General features: G+C 71.2%; 20 protein-coding genes and 1 pseudogene. 13 read left to right on the top strand and 8 right to left on the bottom strand.

Annotated features, from left to right (window positions below):
- Positions 1-9 precede the first annotated feature (9 nt).
- Positions 10-573: pseudogene (locus tag H4281_RS09265) on the top strand (GrpB family protein); the annotation flags it as partial.
- A 25-nt stretch (positions 574-598) separates the two neighbouring features.
- Complete coding sequence (locus H4281_RS09260; protein ID WP_182890462.1) at positions 599-1,540, top strand: D-2-hydroxyacid dehydrogenase family protein; 942 nt, start codon at positions 599-601, stop codon at positions 1,538-1,540.
- On the opposite strand, the gene H4281_RS09255 is transcribed toward H4281_RS09260, so the two are convergent.
- From H4281_RS09255 to H4281_RS09235, 5 genes are all read right to left on the bottom strand, one after another.
- A complete protein-coding gene (locus H4281_RS09255) occupies positions 1,537-3,033 on the bottom strand; it encodes an alpha/beta fold hydrolase (RefSeq protein ID WP_182890461.1) in 1,497 nt (498 codons plus the stop codon). The genes H4281_RS09260 and H4281_RS09255 overlap by 4 nt on opposite strands.
- Positions 3,030-3,845, bottom strand: a complete 816-nt coding sequence (locus H4281_RS09250) for a serine hydrolase domain-containing protein (RefSeq protein ID WP_182890460.1) — start codon at positions 3,843-3,845, stop codon at positions 3,030-3,032. Before H4281_RS09250 ends, H4281_RS09255 begins: the two co-directional genes overlap by 4 nt.
- Positions 3,846-3,970: 125 nt before the next feature.
- On the bottom strand, positions 3,971-4,240 hold the full coding sequence (locus H4281_RS09245; RefSeq protein ID WP_033291653.1) for an HPr family phosphocarrier protein: 270 nt from the start codon (positions 4,238-4,240) through the stop codon (positions 3,971-3,973).
- Positions 4,241-4,268: 28 nt separating this feature from the next.
- The gene (locus H4281_RS09240; RefSeq protein ID WP_182890459.1) at positions 4,269-5,507 is read right to left on the bottom strand and encodes a PTS transporter subunit EIIC; all 1,239 of its coding nucleotides are present in this window, start codon (positions 5,505-5,507) and stop codon (positions 4,269-4,271) included.
- Complete coding sequence (locus H4281_RS09235; protein WP_182890458.1) at positions 5,504-6,301, bottom strand: GntR family transcriptional regulator; 798 nt, start codon at positions 6,299-6,301, stop codon at positions 5,504-5,506. The genes H4281_RS09240 and H4281_RS09235 overlap by 4 nt, the downstream gene beginning before the upstream one ends.
- Positions 6,302-6,546: 245 nt before the next feature.
- Here H4281_RS09235 and H4281_RS09230 point away from each other — a divergent pair, with 245 nt between their 5' ends.
- Both H4281_RS09230 and H4281_RS09225 read left to right on the top strand, forming a co-directional pair.
- Entirely contained in the window at positions 6,547-6,783 is a 237-nt protein-coding gene (locus tag H4281_RS09230) for a PTS sugar transporter subunit IIB (protein WP_037818963.1), read from the top strand.
- On the top strand, positions 6,780-7,235 hold the full coding sequence (locus H4281_RS09225) for a PTS sugar transporter subunit IIA (protein ID WP_182890457.1): 456 nt from the start codon (positions 6,780-6,782) through the stop codon (positions 7,233-7,235). Before H4281_RS09230 ends, H4281_RS09225 begins: the two co-directional genes overlap by 4 nt.
- A 48-nt stretch (positions 7,236-7,283) precedes the next feature.
- Here the strand turns inward: H4281_RS09225 and H4281_RS09220 are convergent, their stop codons facing one another.
- Complete coding sequence (locus tag H4281_RS09220) at positions 7,284-7,709, bottom strand: Rieske (2Fe-2S) protein (RefSeq protein ID WP_182890456.1); 426 nt, start codon at positions 7,707-7,709, stop codon at positions 7,284-7,286.
- 103 nt (positions 7,710-7,812) lie between these two features.
- On the opposite strand from H4281_RS09220, the gene H4281_RS09215 reads away from it, so the two are divergent.
- Positions 7,813-8,193 (top strand): hypothetical protein, encoded by a 381-nt coding sequence (locus H4281_RS09215; protein ID WP_182890455.1) that lies wholly within the window; start codon positions 7,813-7,815, stop codon positions 8,191-8,193.
- Here the strand turns inward: H4281_RS09215 and H4281_RS09210 are convergent.
- Positions 8,181-8,597: a pyridoxamine 5'-phosphate oxidase family protein gene (locus H4281_RS09210; RefSeq protein WP_182890454.1), complete on the bottom strand. Its 417-nt coding sequence runs from the start codon at positions 8,595-8,597 to the stop codon at positions 8,181-8,183. The genes H4281_RS09215 and H4281_RS09210 overlap by 13 nt on opposite strands.
- 82 nt (positions 8,598-8,679) lie before the next feature.
- Between H4281_RS09210 and H4281_RS09205 the strand changes: the two genes are divergently transcribed.
- From H4281_RS09205 to H4281_RS09175, 7 genes are all read left to right on the top strand, one after another.
- Positions 8,680-9,612: an AraC family transcriptional regulator gene (locus H4281_RS09205; RefSeq protein ID WP_182890453.1), complete on the top strand. Its 933-nt coding sequence runs from the start codon at positions 8,680-8,682 to the stop codon at positions 9,610-9,612.
- A gap of 103 nt (positions 9,613-9,715) precedes the next feature.
- Positions 9,716-11,140 carry a prepilin peptidase gene (locus H4281_RS45515; protein WP_246411617.1) on the top strand — a complete coding sequence of 475 codons (1,425 nt, stop codon included), beginning with the start codon at positions 9,716-9,718 and terminating at the stop codon, positions 11,138-11,140.
- Positions 11,141-11,189: 49 nt separating this feature from the next.
- Entirely contained in the window at positions 11,190-12,377 is a 1,188-nt protein-coding gene (gene aroC, locus H4281_RS09195; protein WP_182890452.1) for a chorismate synthase, read from the top strand.
- A complete protein-coding gene (locus H4281_RS09190; RefSeq protein ID WP_182890451.1) occupies positions 12,374-12,898 on the top strand; it encodes a shikimate kinase in 525 nt (174 codons plus the stop codon). Before aroC ends, H4281_RS09190 begins: the two co-directional genes overlap by 4 nt.
- A gap of 132 nt (positions 12,899-13,030) precedes the next feature.
- Positions 13,031-14,146 carry a 3-dehydroquinate synthase gene (gene aroB, locus H4281_RS09185; RefSeq protein WP_182890450.1) on the top strand — a complete coding sequence of 372 codons (1,116 nt, stop codon included), beginning with the start codon at positions 13,031-13,033 and terminating at the stop codon, positions 14,144-14,146.
- Positions 14,143-14,574 (top strand): type II 3-dehydroquinate dehydratase, encoded by a 432-nt coding sequence (aroQ, locus tag H4281_RS09180; protein WP_182890449.1) that lies wholly within the window; start codon positions 14,143-14,145, stop codon positions 14,572-14,574. Before aroB ends, aroQ begins: the two co-directional genes overlap by 4 nt.
- Before the next feature lie 334 nt (positions 14,575-14,908).
- Positions 14,909-16,399, top strand: coding sequence for a glycoside hydrolase family protein (locus H4281_RS09175; RefSeq protein ID WP_220507033.1), 1,491 nt, complete (start codon positions 14,909-14,911; stop codon positions 16,397-16,399).
- Here the strand turns inward: H4281_RS09175 and H4281_RS09170 are convergent.
- Positions 16,323-16,925 (bottom strand): B-4DMT family transporter, encoded by a 603-nt coding sequence (locus H4281_RS09170; protein WP_182890447.1) that lies wholly within the window; start codon positions 16,923-16,925, stop codon positions 16,323-16,325. The two genes, H4281_RS09175 and H4281_RS09170, sit on opposite strands and share 77 nt — an antisense overlap.
- A gap of 95 nt (positions 16,926-17,020) precedes the next feature.
- On the opposite strand from H4281_RS09170, the gene H4281_RS09165 reads away from it, so the two are divergent.
- Positions 17,021-18,112, top strand: a complete 1,092-nt coding sequence (locus tag H4281_RS09165; RefSeq protein ID WP_182890446.1) for a M24 family metallopeptidase — start codon at positions 17,021-17,023, stop codon at positions 18,110-18,112.
- Positions 18,113-18,148: the final 36 nt, after the last annotated feature.

Below are 18,148 nucleotides of genomic sequence, written 5' to 3'. Positions count from 1 at the left end.
GGAATCACTGTGACCAGGCAACAGTTCGGCGAGGAAGAAATCCAAGCGGCGTGGGTCGGCGAGGCTCCGAAACACCGCACCACCATCACCCTCGCCGAGTACGACCCGGAATGGCCGCGGCTCTACGAACGCGAGGCGGCGCGGATTCGCGGCGTGCTCGGGGATCGCGTGCTGCTGCTCGAACACGTCGGGTCCACCTCGGTGCCGGGGCTCGCCGCCAAACCGGTCGTCGACATTCTGCTCGAAGTGCCCGATTCGGACGACGAAGCGGCATATGTCCCCGATCTCGAAGCGGCGGGCTACCGGCTGGTGATCCGCGAGCCGGACTGGGAGAAACACCGTCTGTTCAAGGGGCCGGACACGAACATCAACCTGCACGTCCATTCGCCCGGCAACGGCCAGACCGAGCGGTACCGGCTGTTCCGCGACCGGCTGCGCAGCCATCCGGAGGAACTGGCGCTGTACCTGGCGAAGAAACGCGAACTCGCCGCGCAGGTCTGGGAATACGTGCAGAACTACGCCGACGCGAAGAACGATGTGATCGACGAGATCATCGAGCGGGCGCGCAAGGCCTGACCCGCGGGTTACGGTGGGCGGCATGAAGATCGCGATCCTCGACGACTACCAGAACGTGGCTCTCCAGTGTGCGGACTGGGGCTCGCTCGGCGCGGAGATCGAGGTGTTCGACGAGCCGTTCGCCGGGCCGGACGAGACAGTGACGCGGCTGGCCGGGTTCGACGTCGTGGTCGCGATGCGCGAGCGCACGCCGTTCCCGGCCGCGGTGTTCGACCGGCTGCCGGAGCTGAAACTGCTGGTCAGCACCGGCAGGCGGAACGCGGCGATCGATCTGGACGCGGCGAAGCGCTGTGGCGTCGTGGTGTCCGCGACCGGGGCTCTCGCCGCGCCGACGGTCGAACACGCGTGGGCGCTCATCCTGGCCGGTGCGCGCAATCTGCCGCTCGAGTTCCGTTCGATGCGCGAGGGCGGCTGGCAGGTCGGTCTCGGGATGGCGTTGCGGGACAAGACACTGGGCCTGCTCGGGCTCGGCAGGCTGGGGGCCGAGGTCGCGCGGATCGGCCAGGCGTTCGGGATGAAACCGATTGCGTGGAGCCAGAATCTCACGCCGGAGCGGGCGGCCGAGCATGGCGTCACAGCAGTGTCCAAAGAGGACTTGTTCGCGCGGTCCGATGTGTTGTCGGTCCACTTGGTCCTGTCCGAGCGCACTCGCGGGTTGGTCGGTGCTGCCGAACTCGCCGCGATGAAGCCGGCCGCGTTGCTGGTGAACACTTCGCGCGGGCCGATCGTCGACGAATCGGCACTCGTGGACGCGTTGCGCGGCAAGAAGATCGCGGCGGCCGCGCTGGATGTCTACGACGTGGAGCCGCTGCCCGCGGATCACCCGCTGCGGACGTTGGACAACGCGATCCTGACGCCGCACATCGGCTACGTGAGCCGGGAAACGTACGAGATTTTCTATGGCGGCGCGGTGGAGGACATCGCCGCCTTCCGGGCGGGCGAGCCGATCAACGTGCTGAACTAGGGGAACGGCCGGACCTCCGGCGGGTAAACCGTTCCTTCCGGCGGCACGGTCAGATCAACGAAATACCGTGCCGTCGCCCCGGAAGCGGCTGTGCTGGGCACGTCGAGCGTCGTGTGTCCGGCACCGTCGACCACGATTACGTGGCCGTCGCCGAGTTCCCGTGCGGTGGCCTGGGCGTTGGCGAGCGGGGTGACCGGATCGTTCCGGTTGGCCAGGATCAGGATCGGATGCTGCCGCGGCCGGTTCCACGGTCCGAGGTACCGGTCCTCGTCCCGGGCGGGCCAGCCGACGCACTGCGCCATCGAAAACACCGGTGCGATCCCGAAATACGGCTGGCGTTTTTCTTCAGCGGCAGCGAGTTCGGCGTACTTGGCGGTGTCCTGGGGGAGTTCGCTGTCCAGGCACTGCACCGCCAGGAACCCGGGCGAATGCGTCGGCACGCGCGGATCCAGCACCGGCGCGGGGGACACCGGCGACGACGGCACGAGCCCGGCGAGCGTCTTCGCCAGCCGCGGCCACCGGGATGATTGATACAGCGCCCGATCGATCGTTTCCATCAGCGACGCCACCGTCATGCCGCCGACCGGACCGTGCGTCAGCCGGGCGAACACCGCGGCGAATTTCTGTTTCAAGTCACCGCCGGCGAACGCGCATTTGCCCGGTCCAGCCGCGGCGCAGGCAGCGAAGAACGCTTCGAGTTCCTGCTGCTGGGCCGTCGCGACATCGGCGCGCACGTCGACCGGTTTGTGCTGCTGACCCGGCTGTCCGGTCGAGTTCGCCACGAGGTCGAGCGTCCCGTCGAGGACCATCGCGCGCAGCTTGCCGGGGAACAGGTTCGCGTAGGTGCCGCCGAGATAGGTGCCGTAGGAATAGCCGTAGAAGTTCAGCTGCTGCTCGCCCAGCGCCTGTCGGAGCACATCCATGTCCCGCGCGACATTCGCGGTCGACAGATGCGACAGCTCGGCGCCGGTGCCAGCCGCGCACGCCTTGCCGACGGCCGCGCTGGCGGCCCAGAACGCCGCGCTGTCCCGCAACGGCGAACCGGCGGCGGGCGGCGTTCCTGGGCATTGCACCGGGGCACTGCCGCCGATGCCACGTGGATCGAAGCTCACCAGGTCGAATTTGGCCCGCAGCTCGTCCGGATACCGCGGGCCGAACCGCATCAGCTCGCCGACGCCGTCGGTGCCCGGACCGCCGAAATTGATCATCAGCGACCCGACGCGGTGCGCGGGATCGGTGGCCGGCATGCGGATCACCGAAAGATTCAGCTTCGCGCCGCCGGGTTCGCGGTAGCTCAGCGGAACCGGCGCGGTCGCGCATTGGAAACCGCCGTGGCACGGCGCCCAGTCGAGTTTGGGCGCCGCGGCACCGTTGGTGCCCAACGGAAGCGGAGCGTCCGGCGCGGGCAACGGTTGCGGTGCTTGGGTTTGCGCGGCCGGGGCGGAACAACTCGCCACGAGCAGCAGAGCGGCCAGCGCCCACCAGCGTCTCACGCGGAGAGTTCCGCCAGCACGGCGTCGGTGAACGGCGGCCAGACTTGCGCCGCCCACGGTCCGAACGAACGGTCGGCGAGCGCGACGCAGGCGTGTCCCGCTTCCGGGTCCACCCACAGGAAAGTACCGGACTGCCCGAAGTGGCCGAACGTGCGCGGCGAGCTGTTCGCGCCCGTCCAGTGCGGGCTCTTGTGGTCGCGCAGTTCGAAGCCGAGGCCCCAGTCGTTCGGCTTCTGGTGCCCGAAGCCGGGCAGCACGCCGTTCAGCCCCGGGAACGCGATTTCCGTGGCCGCGCTGAGGGTTTCCGGCGCGAGCAGCTTGGGAGCCTGCAGTTCCGCGGCGAACCGGAGCAGGTCGTCCAATGTGGACACCGCGCCCGCGGCGGGGGAGCCCTCCAGCCGGGTCGACGTCATGCCCAGCGGTTCGAAAAGCGCCTCCCGCTGGTACTCGGCGAACGCGATGCCGGAATGCTCGGCCAGCGCGTCGGCGAGTTCCTCGAACCCGGCGTTGGAGTACAGCCTGCGCGTGCCCGGCTCGGCCATCGCCTTGTGCGCGTCGAAGGCGAGCCCGGAGGTGTGCGCGAGCAGGTGCGCGACGGTGGAGCCTTTCGGCCCGGCAGGCGTGTCCAGTTCGACGACGCCCTCTTCGATCGCGATGTGCGCGGCGTAGGCGGTGAGCAGTTTGGTGACCGACGCGAGCCGGAACGGGCGGGCCGGGTCGCCGTGGCGTCCGCGCACCTCGCCGGAAGCGGAGACCGCCCCGGCCGCGGCGTTGTCCACTGGCCATTCGTCGATCAGGCGCAGACTCTCCATGCCCGCCAGCGTAATAGGGCCCGCCCCGGCGCCGTTCCGCAGTGCCCGGACGCGAACGAACCGTGCGGGGCCCCGGAAGTCCGGGAGCCCCGCACGGTTCGTGTTTTCCCCGTGGAGCGGTATCGCTACTGAGCGTCGAGATCGGTGGCGACCAGCTCGGCGACGGCCTCGACCGCCGCCTCGGCACCGTCTCCTTCGGCGCTGATGACGACCTCGTCGCCGTACGCGGCGGCGAGGGTCATCAGGTTGAGGACGCTGCCGGCGGCCACCGGTTCGCCGCCGTCCTTGGCGATCTGCACCGCCACGGGCTGGGCCGCGGCCGCCTTGGCGACCAGTGCGGCCGGGCGGGCGTGCAGCCCCACCTTGCTGGCCACGGTGACGCGTTTCTCCGGCATGGTGTACCTCTCTTGCTGTTTTCGGGTGTTACTTCGCGGCCGTGCGCTCGAGGTCGCCCTCGATCGAGTCGTCCTCGCGGCCCGGCGTGCGCAGGTTGAACTTGGTGATCACGACGCGGAACACCACGTAGTAGATCACGGCGAACACGAGCCCGATCGGGATCAGCAGCCACGCTTTCTGCGCGGTGTCCAGCGACGAGTTCAGCGCGAAGTCGATCGCGCCGCCGGAGAACGAGAAGCCGAGGTGGATGCCGAGTGCGTTGCAGACCGCGAGCGAGATGCCGGTCATCACCGCGTGGAAGATGTACAGCGGCCACGCGACGAACATGAACGCGAACTCGATCGGCTCGGTGACGCCGGTGACGAAGGCGGTGAGCGCGGCCGAGATCATGATGCTGCCGACGAGCTTGCGCTGGCCGGGACGCGCGGTGTGCACGATCGCGAACGCCGCGGCCGGGAGGGCGAACATCATGATCGGGAAGAACCCGGTCATGAACGAGCCGGAACCCTGCACGTGGTTGAAGAAGTTGGTGAGGTCGCCGCCGCCGAAGATGAACCACACCGGCACGTTCAGCAGCTGGTGCAGGCCGACCGGGATGAGCAGGCGGTTGAGCAGGCCGTAGATCCCGCCGCCGAGGACCGGCGAACCGACGACCGCCTTGCCCGCCGCGGTGATTCCCTCGTCGACGTACTTGAACAGCAGGCCGAAGATCACGCCGAGCACGATCATCGCCAGCGCGGTGATGATCGGCACGAACCGGCGGCCGCCGAAGAAGGCGAGCCAGGACGGCAGCTTGATCCGGTGGTAGCGCTGCCACAGCAGAGCCGCCACGATGCCGGACACGATGCCGGTCAGCACGCTGTAGGGCCAGTGGATCGGCGCGAGGTCCCAGCCAGGCTTGTAGCCCTGCTGGCTCTTGATCGGGGCGATCGCCTGGATCACCTTGTTGAACACGACCCAGCCGATGACGGCCGCGACCGCGGTCGAGCCGTCGCCCTTGCGGGCGAAGCCGACCGCGATGCCGATCGCGAAGATCAGCGGCAGCCAGTCGAAGATGCCGCCGCCTGCCGCGCCGATCACGTCGGCCGCTTTGCCCCAGTTCAGCCCGTCCTTGCCGAGGACGTCGTCCTGGCCGAGCCGGTTCAGCAGACCGGCCGCGGGCAGGGTCGCGATCGGCAGCATGAGGCTGCGGCCGAAGCGCTGCAGCCCGGCGAGGCCGCCGCCCTTCTTCTTCCCGCCGGCCCCAGCCGCGGTGGTGGCGCTCATCGGATACCTCCATTGTGGGGTTGGTCGCCGGAACCCGGGGAGTTCCGGTCCAGCTGCATGGTCACCTGGTAGTGGTCGCCCCGGTACCAGGACGTCATGTCCTCGACCGGTTCGCCGCCGGAGCTGGAGACCCGGCGGAACACCAGGAGCGGACTGCCGGTGCGCATGCCGAGCAGGCGCGCCGTCTCGCGGTCCGCGGATTCGGCCCAGACCGTCTGGTACGCCTGGTCCGGCCGGCGCGAAAACGCTTCGGCCAGCTGGGCGTAGAGCGAACGGGTCAGGTCGAGGTCGAGCAGGCCGGGGGTCCGGCCCGCGTGGTACCAGCCGCGTTCCACGGCCAGCGGAACGCCGTCGGCGCGCCGCAGCCGCACGAGCCGGTGCGCGGGCACGCCCTCGGACAGGCCGAGCGCGTGCGCCGAAGTCACCGGCGGGACCTCGGTCGAGGTCGAGATCACTTCGGTGGTCGGGGTGAGCCCGCGCCGGCGCATGTCGTCGGTGAACGACATCAGGTACACCTGCAGTTCCATCCGCCGGGCGGCGGTGAAGGTGCCCTTGCCCCTGACCCGGGCCAGCAGTCCTTCCTCGACGAGCTTCCCGATCGCCGAGCGGACGGTGAGCCTCGAAACGCCGTAGTGCTGCGCGAGCTCTCGCTCGGACGGGATCGGCGAGCCCGGCGGGAGCTCGCGCTCCACCAGGCGGCGCAGGATCTCCCGCAGCTGGGCGTGCTTCGGGGTCGGCCCGTTGACCACGCGGTCGGCGGGGTCGGACGGCGGAATGTGCGCGGCCGCACTCATCTCGGTGTCACCCTCCCTCGCTTCTCGCGCACCGGGGCCGGTGCTCGCGTCCGCGCCGGAAGATTGGTACGTTCCGGTCTAGACCAATGATCTGATGGGGCAGGATGCTCCGCAGCGCGAGCAGGTGTCAACCACCGTTATCCGTTCGTGGCCGGGCTCGCCCGGCAACGTGGCAAACGGCGTAGTAATGGTGGCGGAGCGCACCTGTTCCGAGTGGAAAACCAACGGGATACGAGGAGGCCGCGATGGCGGATGACAGGCCGGAAAAGATTCTCGCGGCGCTCGGCGGCGCGGACAATCTCGTCGAGATCGAGGGCTGCATCACGCGGCTGCGGTGCGAGATCGAGGACATGTCCTTGGTGGACGAAGCCGCACTGAAGTCGGCCGGCGCGATGGGCGTCGTGAAGATGGGCTCGGCGGTCCAGGTCATCGTCGGCCCGGAGGCGGACACCATCGCCAGCGACATCGAGGACTTGATGTGAGCCTGCCGATCCTGAGCCCGGTCGCGGGCGAGGTCGTCGCGATCACCGAGGTGCCGGATCCGGTGTTCGCCGAGGCGATGGTGGGCCCTGGCATCGCGGTCAAGCCGTCCGGCGGCCGCGCCGACGCGGTCGCGCCGGTCGACGGGACCGTGGTGACGCTGCACCCGCACGCGTACGTCGTGGCCACTGAGGACGGCCGCGCGGTGCTCGTGCACCTCGGCATCGACACGGTCAAGGAGAAGGGCGAGGGGTTCACCCTGCACGTCGTCAAGGGCGAAAAGGTGCGGGCCGGCCAGCCGATCGTGGGCTGGGACCCCGAAGCGGTCGCCGCCAAGGGCTACTCGCCGATCGTCCCGGTCGTCGGGCTCGACGCGTCCGCCGACGTCCTCGCCGGCCTCGAAGGCGGCCGCACGGTCGCCGCCGCCGGCGAGCTGTTCACCTGGAACGATTGATCCGAACGCCCTTTGTGGACCGTGACTGTCCACAAAGGGCGATTCCGGTCACGCCGTGACGACCTCGCCGTTCTCGATCTTCACGGCCACTTTGGACAATGGCTGGCTCGCCGGCCCCTTCTTCACCTCGCCGGTCAGCGCGTCGAACACCGAACCGTGGCACGGACAGCTCGCCTGGCCGTTCTCCGGCGGATTCACCGTGCAGCCCTGGTGCGTGCAGACGGCGCTGAAACAGGCGACCGTCCCCTTCGCGGGCTGTGCCACGAGCACTTCCTGCCCGTCCGGGGTTTTCGCGGATTTCGCTTGGCCCACCGGCACTTCCGCCAGTGCGATCACCTTGCCGCCCGGCTTGTGCGCGGCCTGTCCGGATCCGCCGTCGCCGCTCCCGCAGGCGGTGAGAGCGACGGCGGCGGTCCCCGCGACGGCCGCCCCGGAGACGAGGACGGAACGGCGGGAGTGAAGTTCGGCAGTCATGCCCTGTGCAACGAACCGGGGCCCTTCCGGGCGCCGGTGAACCGCCGCGGTCGCCCGTGCGTGTAGTCCGTATCCGGTATTCCGCGCGGAAGGAGACGCCGTGGTGACCACTTGGATGCGTGTGCTGGGTGCGGCGGGCCTGGCTGGCTCGGCGGCGATCCACTTCTCCCTGTACTGGGGCAGCGGCTACGCGGACATCCCCGTGGTCGGGCCGCTCTTCCTGGTGAACGGCGTCGCCGGCGTGGCGATCGCGATCGCCTTGCTCGCCTGGCGGCATTGGCTCCCGGCGTTTCTCACGCTGGGCTTCGGCGGCGTGACGCTGCTGGCCTACCTGCTGTCGGTGACGGTGGGCTTCTACGGCGTGCACGACCAGTTCAACAGCCAGTACGAATACTGGGGCGTGATCACCGAAGCGGTCTGCGTGATCTCCGGTCTGGTGCTGCTGGTGCAGGCGATCCGCGCGCGGACGGCTCAGAACGCGTAGCGGTGCACCTTCTCCGGGTGGATGACGACCCGGACCTGGGGGAGGTCTCGCAGGATCTTCGCGCCGGCGGCGCCTTCCTCGGTGCTGAGGTCCCAGTACCGTTCGGCGAGCCTGCGGGCGAGGTCGTGCCCGCCGTCGGCCTCGATCGTGACGCGCCCGGCGACGGACACCCAGCGCTCCGGTTCCCCGACCGGAGCCGCGACGACGATCGACGCGCGCGGATCCTCGCGCAACTGGCGGATCTTGACCGAGTCCGGGGACGTGAACAGCTGGATCGTGCCCTCGTCAGTGGCCTCGAACCACACCGGCCGGGGCCGCGGCGGCCGCGGTCCGGCGGCGACGGTCAGGAAGCCGTGCAGAGGACGGCGGAGGAACTCGAGATCGTGGTCGGTGAGGGTGCTCATGGCTGCGATTCAACCGGGTGTGCCCGGACGATCCCATAGACGATACGCCGGATTGCCTGTCCATTCGTCTAACCTCGGGCGAGTGGACGCGTTCAGCGATTTGATCCGCGGGGTCCGGGCGCACGGCTCGTTGTTCGGCTGCACGGCCCTGTCCGCTCCGTGGTCGCTCCGGTTCGTGGACAGTGCGCCGCTGACCCTGTGCACGCTGTTGAGCGGCGAGGGCTGGATCGTGCCGGAGGACCATCCGCCCGAACTGCTGCGCGCCCGCGAGACCGTCCTCGTCCGCGGGCCGTTCTCCTTCGTGGACAGCCTGGACACCACCGCCGTCCCCGTCGAATGCGGCGAGTTCTGCGCCACTCCCGATCAGGGCGGCGCCCAGCACCACCTTGGCTGGAACGACCCGTTCCACGGCGAAACGAACCTGATCGTCGGCGCGTACCCAGTGCGCAGCCGCGGCCGGATGTCCGCGCTGCTGGATGCCCTGCCAATAGTCGTCCGGCCGCCCTCCTCGGCCGCGGAGGACCCGGTGCTGGACCACCTGGCCGCCGAACTGGCCGTCGACGCGCCGGGCCAGCAGATCGTCCTGGACCGTCTCTTGGACTGGATGCTGGTCTGCCTGCTGCGCGACTGGTTCGACCGTCCAGGCGGCACCCCGCCGCCGTGGTGGACGGCCCAGCGGGACCCGGTGGTGGGCGCCGCTCTCCGGCTGCTGCACGCGGATCCGGCGGCCCCGTGGACGGTCGTCACGCTGGCCGCGCGGGCCGGAGTTTCGCGGTCCACGCTGGCCAAACGCTTCGCGGACCTGGTCGGCGAGCCGCCGATGACGTACCTGACCCGATGGCGGATGACCCTGGCCGCGGACCTTCTGACCGAACAGCCGTCGATGCCGATCGCGGAGGTGGCCTGCGCGGTGGGGTACTCGGACGCGTTCGGGTTCAGTTCGGCTTTCAAACGCTTGCGAGGCGTCAATCCGACCGGATACCGGCGAGCTTTCCTCGCTTCTTCCCCCGGCTGAAAGTGCCTCCGCCGAGTGAACCTTCCGGCGTGTCGCGCACGAGGGGTCCCCTCGCACCGTGATTTGTTTGCCCTGGTCCAGGCGTTTTCGACAGGCTGGGCGCATGGTTCTGACAGCAGTGCTCGCAGCCGGGGCGGTGGTCCCCGTGCTGCTGATGATGACGAAGAAAGCCGGTGCCCCGGTCTCCGCGGCGATCGGCATGACCGCTGCCGTCGCGGCCGCAGCAGTGGCCGCGTGCCGCGCCGACGCGGGCGCGCTTCCGGCTTGGTGGCTGCCCGTGGCGTGGCTGGTCTCGGTACTGGGCGTGCCCCTCGCCTTGGCTGACGCCCGGCACCGCCGCCTCCCGGACATCCTCACCCTGCCCGCCTACCCGGCCGTCGCCCTGACCCTCACCCTCGCCGCCCTGAGCGGCGGAGGCTGGCGGTTGGCGGTCGGTGCTCTCCTGGGATGCCTGCTGTTCGGCGGGACACACCTGATCGTCCACAGGTTGTCGGCGGGCGGCCTCGGCCCCGGTGACGTGAAGCTGGCCGGGTCATGCGGCGCCGTCCTGGGCGCAGTCGGCGGACTGGCCCCCGCGGTGGCTGCCGTCCTGGCAGCGCTGGCGAGCCTGGCGGGTGTCGTACCGATGTGGCTGCTGCGCCGGATCCGCCAGACGAGGTCTTCTGCCCGGCTTGCTTCACCCTCATCCGTCACCGACCGGACCGTCGCACCCTCGCTCCGCTCGGCAGCCGAAGGAGAACTCCACGAGCCCACACCGAGCCAATCCGACCCCTTAGCGGCCAGTCTCGCCCAGCCGGACCTCGCCCGTGCGCACGAGACAGCCAGTCCCGCCCCGTCCTCTGCTCCGGCAACCGCCCCCTCCGCGCCGACCGACCCCACTCCCGCGCCGTCTGCTCCCGTTGCTGCGCCGATCGATGCTGCGGTCCTCCCGGGGCCTGCCTCGTCCGCGCCGCCGACCAACCCTGTTCCCACGCCGACCGCCTCCGTTCCCGCGCTGCCCGGTCCGGTTGCCGCGCCGTCTGGTCCGGCCCCCACGTCAACGGGTGCCGCGTTCCCGCCGGGGCCTGTCTCGTCCGCGCCGCCGACCAACCCTGTTCCCACGCCGACCGCCTCCGTTCCCGCGCTGCCCGGTCCGGTTGCCGCGCCGTCTGGTCCGGCCCCCACGTCAACTGGTGCCGCGTTGCCGCCGGGGCCTGTCTCGTCCGCGCCGCCGAGCAGCCCTGTTCCCGCGCTGACCGACCCCGTTCCCGCGCCGTCTGGTCCGGCCTTCACGTCAACCGGTGCCGCGTTGCCGCCGGGGCCTGTCTCGTCCGTTCCGCCGACCAACCCCGTTCCCGCGCTGCCCGGTCCGGCCCCTACTCCAACCGGCACCGCGGTCCCGCCGAAGCCCGCCCCCGCCGCACCTCCGCCCGGCCCGGCCCGCCCCCGGACCCGCGCCGGCCCCCTCCGCGTTCCCTACGGCCCGGGCTTGGTTCTGGCCACCTGGGCGTGCGCGGTCTTCCCAGCCGCTGGAACGGGCATCACCTGAGGCCAGGGGCTCTGCCAGGCCGCCGGACACGCCGTGACAGGATTGGCCGGTGCTGCGCTGGATCACCGCTGGAGAATCGCACGGACCCGCCCTCGCCGCTGTGCTCGAAGGGCTGCCTGCCGGGGTGGAGGTGACGACCTCGGACCTCTCCGCGCAGCTCGCGCGGCGCCGGCTCGGGTTCGGCCGCAGCCCCCGGATGGGCTTCGAGACCGACCAGGTCCAGTTTCTCGGCGGGGTCCGGCACGGGGTCACCCAGGGCGGCCCGATCGCCGTCCAGATCGAGAACGCCGAGTGGCCCAAGTGGGAGAAGGTCATGGCGGCCGATCCGGTCGACGAGGCCGAGCTCGCCGGGCTCGCCCGCAACGAGCCGCTGACCCGGCCCCGCCCGGGGCACGCCGACCTTCCCGGCATGCAGAAGTACGGCTTCGACGAGGCCCGTCCCGTCCTCGAGCGCGCCAGCGCCCGCGAGACGGCCTCGCGGACCGCGCTCGGCACGGTCGCGCGGAACTTCCTGCGGCAGCTGCTCGGGGCCGAGGTGCTGAGCCACGTCGTCTCCATCGGCGGCGCCGACGCTCCCGACGGCCCGCTCCCGCAGCCGGGCGACCTCGCGGCGATCGACGAGAGCCCGGTGCGGGCGTTCTCGGCCGAAGGGACCGAGGCGATGGTCGCCGAGGTCGACGCGGTGCGGAAGGCGGGCGACACCGTCGGCGGCGTGATCGAGGTGATCGTCTACGGCCTGCCCCCGGGCCTCGGCTCGCACGTGCACTGGGACCGCCGTCTCGACGCGCGGCTCGCCGGCGCGCTCATGGGCGTGCAGGCGATGAAGGGCGTCGAGGTCGGCGACGGCTTCACCACCGCCCGCCGGTGGGGCAGCCAAGCGCACGACGAGATCGACCGCGGCACCGGACCGGTCGGCGTCACGCGCCGGTCGAACCGCGCGGGCGGGCTCGAGGGCGGCATCACCAACGGCGAGCCGTTGCGGGTGCGCGTCGCGATGAAGCCGATCTCGACCGTGCCCAAGGCGCTGTCCACAGTGGACGTCCGGACCGGCGAGCCCGCCGTGGCGATCCACCAGCGTTCCGACGTGTGCGCGGTGCCTCGCGCGGGCGTGGTGCTGGAGTCGGTCGTGGCGCTGGTCGTCGCGGACGCGGCACTGGAGAAGTTCGGCGGCGACTCGCTGGCCGAGACCCGGCGCAACGCGCAGTCGTACTTGAAGGCGCTCGAGGAGCGCTGGTGAGCCCGCGCGCGGTCGTCGTCGGACCGCCGGGCTCGGGCAAGAGCACGGTCGGCCCGCTGCTGGCCGCCGCGCTCGGCGTGTCCTTCCGCGACACCGACGACGACATCGTCGCCCGCGCCGGACGCGCCATCTCGGACATCTTCGCCGACGACGGCGAACCCGCGTTCCGCGCGATCGAGGAGGAAGCGGTCGCCACCGCCCTCGCCGAACACGACGGCGTCCTCTCCCTCGGCGGCGGCGCCCCGCTCACCCCCGGGACCCGCGCGCGGCTTCAGGACCACACGGTGGTCTTCCTGAACGTCGGGCTCGCGGCGGGCGTCCAGCGCACTGGCATGTCCAGCGCGCGCCCGCTGCTCGCGGGCATCAACCCGCGCGCCACCTTCAAAGCTCTGCTCGACCAGCGGCTGCCGGTGTACCGCGAGGTGGCGACCGTCGAGATCGAGACCGACAAGCGCACGCCCGAAGAGGTCGTCGCGGCCGCCGTCGCCGCCCTCGAACCCGACCGGGTCCGCGAACCGTGACCCGCCACCGGCCGCCCGCGCCCGCTCAAGTCCGTGAGGGGAACCCCGCGGGACTCTGAATCCCGCAGGGGCCCCTCACGGACCGCAAACCCCGCTCCAGGACCACCGGGCCCGGGAGCAGTGAGGAGAACCGTGTCCGCCACCCCGCCCGTCCGGATCCGGGTCGCCACCGCGCAGCCGTACGACGTGCTCGTGGGACGCGGCCTGCTCGGCGAACTCACCGAGCAGCTCGCCGACGCGTCGAAGGTCGCGCTGATCCACCCGCCGACGCTCACCGCCACCGCCGAGGCTGTTCGCGACGAGCTGGCCGCGGCCGGGCTCGACGCGCACCGCGTCGAGATTCCCGACGCGGAGGACGGCAAGGCCTTCTCGGTCGCCAGCTTCTGCTGGGAGGTCCTCGGCCGGATCGGGCTGGACCGGCGCGGCGTGGTCGTCGCGCTCGGCGGCGGGGCGGTCACCGACCTCGCCGGGTTCGTCGCGGGCACCTGGATGCGCGGCGTCCGGCTGGTGAACGTGCCGACGACGCTGCTCGGCATGGTCGACGCGGCCGTCGGCGGGAAGACCGGCATCAACACCGAAGCGGGCAAGAACCTCGTCGGCGTCTTCCACGAGCCCTCCGCCGTCCTGGTCGACCTCGCGACGCTGGAATCCTTGCCGCGCAACGAACTCGTCGCCGGAATGGCCGAGATCGTCAAGACCGGCTTCATCGCCGACCCGCGGATCCTCGAACTGATCGAGGCCGACCCGGCGCAGGCGCTCGACCCGGCGGGCGACGTGCTCGCCGAACTGGTCCGCCGCTCGATCCAGGTGAAGGCCGACGTCGTCGCCGCTGACCTGCGCGAATCCGACCTGCGCGAAATCCTCAACTACGGCCACACCCTCGGCCACGCCATCGAACGCCGCGAGCGCTACCGCTGGCGCCACGGCGCGGCGGTCAGCGTCGGCCTGGTGTTCGCGGCGGAACTGGCCCGGCTGGCCGGACGTCTCGACGACGCCACCGCCGACCGGCACGCCTCGGTGCTCAAGCTGATCGGCCTGCCGACCGCCTACGACGCGGACGCGCTGCCCCAGCTGCTGGAAACCATGAAGGGCGACAAGAAAACCCGCTCCGGCGTGCTGCGGTTCGTCGTCCTCGACGGCCTGGCCAAACCCGGCAGGCTGGAGGGCCCCGACCCGTCGCTGCTCGCCGCCGCGTACTCGGCGATCGCGGCCGAGTCCACCGAAAACGGCGGGAGCGTGCTGCTGTGAAGACGTTCGTGTTCAACGGCCCCAACCTCGGCCGCCTAGGCAAACGCGAGCCGGACGTCTACGGCTCCACCACGCACGACGACCTCGCGCACCTGTGCGTCGCGACCGGCCAGGAGCTGGGCCTCGACGTCGAGGTCCGCCAGACCGACCACGAGGGCGCAATGGTCGGCTGGCTGCACGAGGCCGCCGACGCGGGCGCCCCGGTCGTGCTGAACGCCGGCGCGTGGACGCACTACTCGATCGCCGTCCGCGACGCCGCCGCCCAGCTCACCGCGCCGCTGATCGAGCTGCACATCAGCAATGTGCACAAGCGCGAGGAATTCCGGCACCACAGCGTGCTTTCCGACATCGCGACCGGGGTGATCGTCGGCCTCGGCGTGGATGGTTACGCCCTGGCGCTGCGCTGGATCGCCGCGCACGCGTCCTGACCTCGCGTTAGACGCTGCTGCCGGGCGGTTCCGGTGCCGCGGCGGGCTTTCCGGCATCACGCCAGGGTGCGGCCGCTGGGGCTGGGGGTGAGGGCGGCAGCCCCGGGGGTCGTGAGTGTTCGTGCCGGTTAGAACCGGCGCCGCCACTCACGAGACCGGCGGAGACGCGGACCGTCGCGCCGGATCGCCGCGCACCAACCGAAAAGCAAGCCTCCGGTAAACCCGCCGCTTGACCGGCAGATGCCCGATGTGGTTCACCCATCCGGTGCCGCTGTCGCTACACTCGGCGATCATGCACCCGTTTCGTCGTGGGGGTCGGCGACCCGTGCGTCAGCTGCTCTCGCTGCTGATCGCCGGTTCCCTCGTTTCCGGGTGCAGCCAGACGATGGCCCAGCCGCAAGCCGAGGGCACGGGGCACGGCGGCATCGCGGGCGGTGCGCCGCAACCGCCCAAGGATCCGCCTCGGGCGGCGGACGTCGCGCTCGCCGCGGGGGCCAGCAGGCAGGGCGGGGGCGTCGTGGCGGCCGGGGCCGCGGACGCGTCCTACAACTACGGCCCCACCGTGATGGTCGAGAACGGCCGCACCCGGATCTGGTGGTGCAGCCAGTACAGCAGCGCCCCGCCGCCGGGCGACGACATCCTCTACGCCGAGGGTCCCTCGGCCGACGGACCCTTCACCGGGCCGGGTGGCGGCGCGCCCCCGGCGGTCCTGTCCGGCGCGCCCGGGAACTTCGACGGCATGCACACCTGCGACCCGTCCGTGCTGCGCGTCGGCGGCACCTACTTCATGTACTACACCGGGGCTGCGGGCGACCACGCGCTCGGCAACGCGATCGGCATGGCCACCAGCCCGGACGGCATCCACTGGACCCGTTCGAACGGCGGCAAACCGATTCTCGGCGCGTCCCACGACGTCCACCGCGCCAACGTCTACGGCGCCGGCCAGCCCTCGGTGGTCTTCCTCGACGGCTGGTACTACCTCATGTTCACCGACACCACCGGCCGCGCGGCGGGCTGGAACGGGGCGGGGCAGTTCGTCGTCCGGGCGCACGACCCGGCGTTCCGCGAGGGGGTGGAAGCGTTGGGGGAGAAGGGGTTCGAGCCCACCGCGACGACTGCCGCGCCGCGGACCCGGTCTGTGGTCGACGCGTTCAGCGTGGACCTGGAGTGGGTCGGCGCGCTCTCCGCCTTCGCCATCGCGCACGAAACCGCCGAGGGCACCACGATCACCTTCTGGGACCGCGATTTCACGATGCAGCCGTACAAACCGGTCGTGATCCCGGGCGCGTGGAAGGAAGGCCCCGGCCTAGTCCGCCGTCCGGACGGGCACGCGCCGACGTCGGTCAGCGACCCGTGCGATCTGGTTTCGCTGGACGTCGTGCGCGCCACCGAGATCGGCCCGACGGGCGCGCCGACCGGGCTGAAGCACTTCGGGCTCGACGTGAAAGGCGCGGGCGGCTGCTCGACCCCCTCGCGCAGCATGGCGACCTTCGACGGCGTCGCGATGCCGTCCCCGGACCGCATGATCGACCTCTACCGCCGCGGCGAGCGGATCCGGATCGACCGGCGGTCAGTCGCCGCGGTGCTTGCCGGGGAACTGGTCGACCGGCCGTTGCCGCAGGTGCCGGAAGCGCCGGTGAAAACCCGCCTGCGCTCGGGGGCCACCATCGTGCACGCGTACGGCCGCGGTTACGGCATCGTGCTCGACGGGCAGCTTTACGGCTTGCCGGACACGACGATCGTGCCGCTCAACGGTTCCGGGGTGCAGGAGATCGACCCGCAACAGTGGGACGGCGCCGCGCGCGGTTTGCCGCTGGGCGGCTGACCGGCGAAGGCTTCGGAGCGGTCCGCGGGGCCGGGCTCGGCGGGAGTTCGAGTTCGCCGGAACGGCTGCCGGCGCCGTCCTCGTCCTCGTCGTCCGGTTCCGGTGCGGCGGAATCCTCGTCGGAATTCTCCGCCGGACGCCGCATCCGGCCGCCGACGAACAGGCCCAGCCCGGCGGGCACCAGCACCAGCAGCGCGGAGAACGCCGCTCCTCCGGTGAGCGCCGCTCCCAGCTCGGAAACCCCGGTCTGGTCGACGAAAATCGCCCGCCCGATCACGTACAGGATGCCCGAGCACACGCCCGCGACCAGCGAGGCGATGAACCACGCGCGCCCTCTGTCGCGCAGGCCGCGCCAGCCGTCGATCGCGCTCCACAGCGCCGCCAGGCCGACCAGTACGGCGATGGTGAGCGACGTGAACAGCGTCTGGCCGGTCGGGTGGAACACGGACCACTTGGCGAGCAGCGTCATCGCGGCGGCGTGCACGACCGCCATGACCAGCCCGCGCGTCAACCAGGCACCCAGCATGGACGGAGTGTAGGCGCGCCGAAGTTAACCGCCAGTAGGCCGTCCTCGAACCGCGGCCGCGGGGACGGCCGGAAGCCGCTGGTTAAGCTGGTCGCGTGCCGGAAATCCACGCTCACCGCCGCGCCGCGGCCGCTGCCCTGCTCCACGAGAACGGGGTCGACGCGCTGCTGGTCACCGATCTGCTCAACATCCGCTACCTGACCGGGTTCACCGGGTCGAACGCCGCGCTGCTGCTGCACGCGGACGGCGACGCGAAGACCCTGTTCTGCACCGACGGGCGCTACACGACCCAGTCGGAGTCGGAGGTGCCCGACCTGGAGCGCGTGCTCGACCGCGCCAGCGCCCGCGCGCTCGCGGTGCACGCGGCGGAGCAGGGCTACGGCCGGACCGGGTTCGAGAGCCAGCACGTGAGCGTCGAGGAGCACGAGCACCTCAAGGTGCGCTTCGACCGGGTCGAACTGGTCCGCACGCCGGGGCTGGTCGAGCAGTTGCGGGTGGTCAAGGACGAGGTCGAGATCGCGGCCCTGCGCGCCGCGTGCGCCGCCGCCGACCGCGCGCTCGCCGCCTTGATCGAGGCCGGCGGAGTGCGGCCGGGCCGGACCGAACTGGAAGTGGCCCGCGACCTGGAGAACCGGATGCTGGAGCACGGTTCGTCCGGGATCTCCTTCGAATCCATCGTCGCCGCCGGGCCGAACTCGGCGATTCCGCACCACCGTCCGACCGGGGCGGAGCTGAGCCGCGGCGACTTCGTGAAATTCGACTTCGGCGCCACGGTCGACGGCTACCACTCGGACATGACCCGCATGGTCGTCATCGGCGAACCGGCGGACTGGCAGCGCGAGATCTACGACCTGGTGCACCGCGCGCAGGCGGCGGGCGCCGAGGCCGTCCGGCCCGGCGCTGTGGTGTCCGAAGTGGACGCCGCGGCCCGCTCGGTGATCGCCGGCGCCGGGTACGGAGAGCAGTTCGCGCACGGTCTCGGCCACGGCGTCGGGCTGGAAGTGCATGAGGCACCGAGTCTCGCCGCCGCGGGCGTCGGTACACTGTCCGCCGGTATGGCGGTCACCGTCGAGCCCGGCGTGTACCTCGCGGGGCGCGGTGGCGTGCGCATCGAGGACACGCTCGTCGTGCGGGACTCCGGACCCGAACTCCTCACCCTGAGCACCAAGGACCTCGTGGCCGTCTGACGGCCGCGGCCGAAGAGATCGAACACAGGAGACCTG

This window comes from Amycolatopsis dendrobii (assembly GCF_014145675.1).
GTDB lineage: Bacteria > Actinomycetota > Actinomycetes > Mycobacteriales > Pseudonocardiaceae > Amycolatopsis > Amycolatopsis dendrobii.
The sequence above is the reverse complement of the archived record's forward strand: the minus strand, read 5'-3'. Positions and strand labels throughout refer to the sequence as shown.

Excerpts from the sequence above, each read along its gene's own strand:
- H4281_RS09210 (WP_182890454.1), bottom strand. The coding sequence starts at position 8,597 with ATGAGCACCCTCACCGACCACGATCTCGAGTTCCTCCGCCGTCCTCTG.
- H4281_RS09170 (WP_182890447.1), bottom strand. The coding sequence starts at position 16,925 with ATGCTGGGTGCCTGGTTGACGCGCGGGCTGGTCATGGCGGTCGTGCAC.
- H4281_RS09250 (WP_182890460.1), bottom strand. The coding sequence starts at position 3,845 with ATGGAGAGTCTGCGCCTGATCGACGAATGGCCAGTGGACAACGCCGCG.
- H4281_RS09245 (WP_033291653.1), bottom strand. The coding sequence starts at position 4,240 with ATGCCGGAGAAACGCGTCACCGTGGCCAGCAAGGTGGGGCTGCACGCC.
- H4281_RS09260 (WP_182890462.1), top strand. The coding sequence starts at position 599 with ATGAAGATCGCGATCCTCGACGACTACCAGAACGTGGCTCTCCAGTGT.
- H4281_RS09220 (WP_182890456.1), bottom strand. The coding sequence starts at position 7,709 with ATGACTGCCGAACTTCACTCCCGCCGTTCCGTCCTCGTCTCCGGGGCG.
- H4281_RS09240 (WP_182890459.1), bottom strand. The coding sequence starts at position 5,507 with ATGAGCGCCACCACCGCGGCTGGGGCCGGCGGGAAGAAGAAGGGCGGC.
- H4281_RS09230 (WP_037818963.1), top strand. The coding sequence starts at position 6,547 with ATGGCGGATGACAGGCCGGAAAAGATTCTCGCGGCGCTCGGCGGCGCG.
- H4281_RS09235 (WP_182890458.1), bottom strand. The coding sequence starts at position 6,301 with ATGAGTGCGGCCGCGCACATTCCGCCGTCCGACCCCGCCGACCGCGTG.
- H4281_RS45515 (WP_246411617.1), top strand. The coding sequence starts at position 9,716 with ATGGTTCTGACAGCAGTGCTCGCAGCCGGGGCGGTGGTCCCCGTGCTG.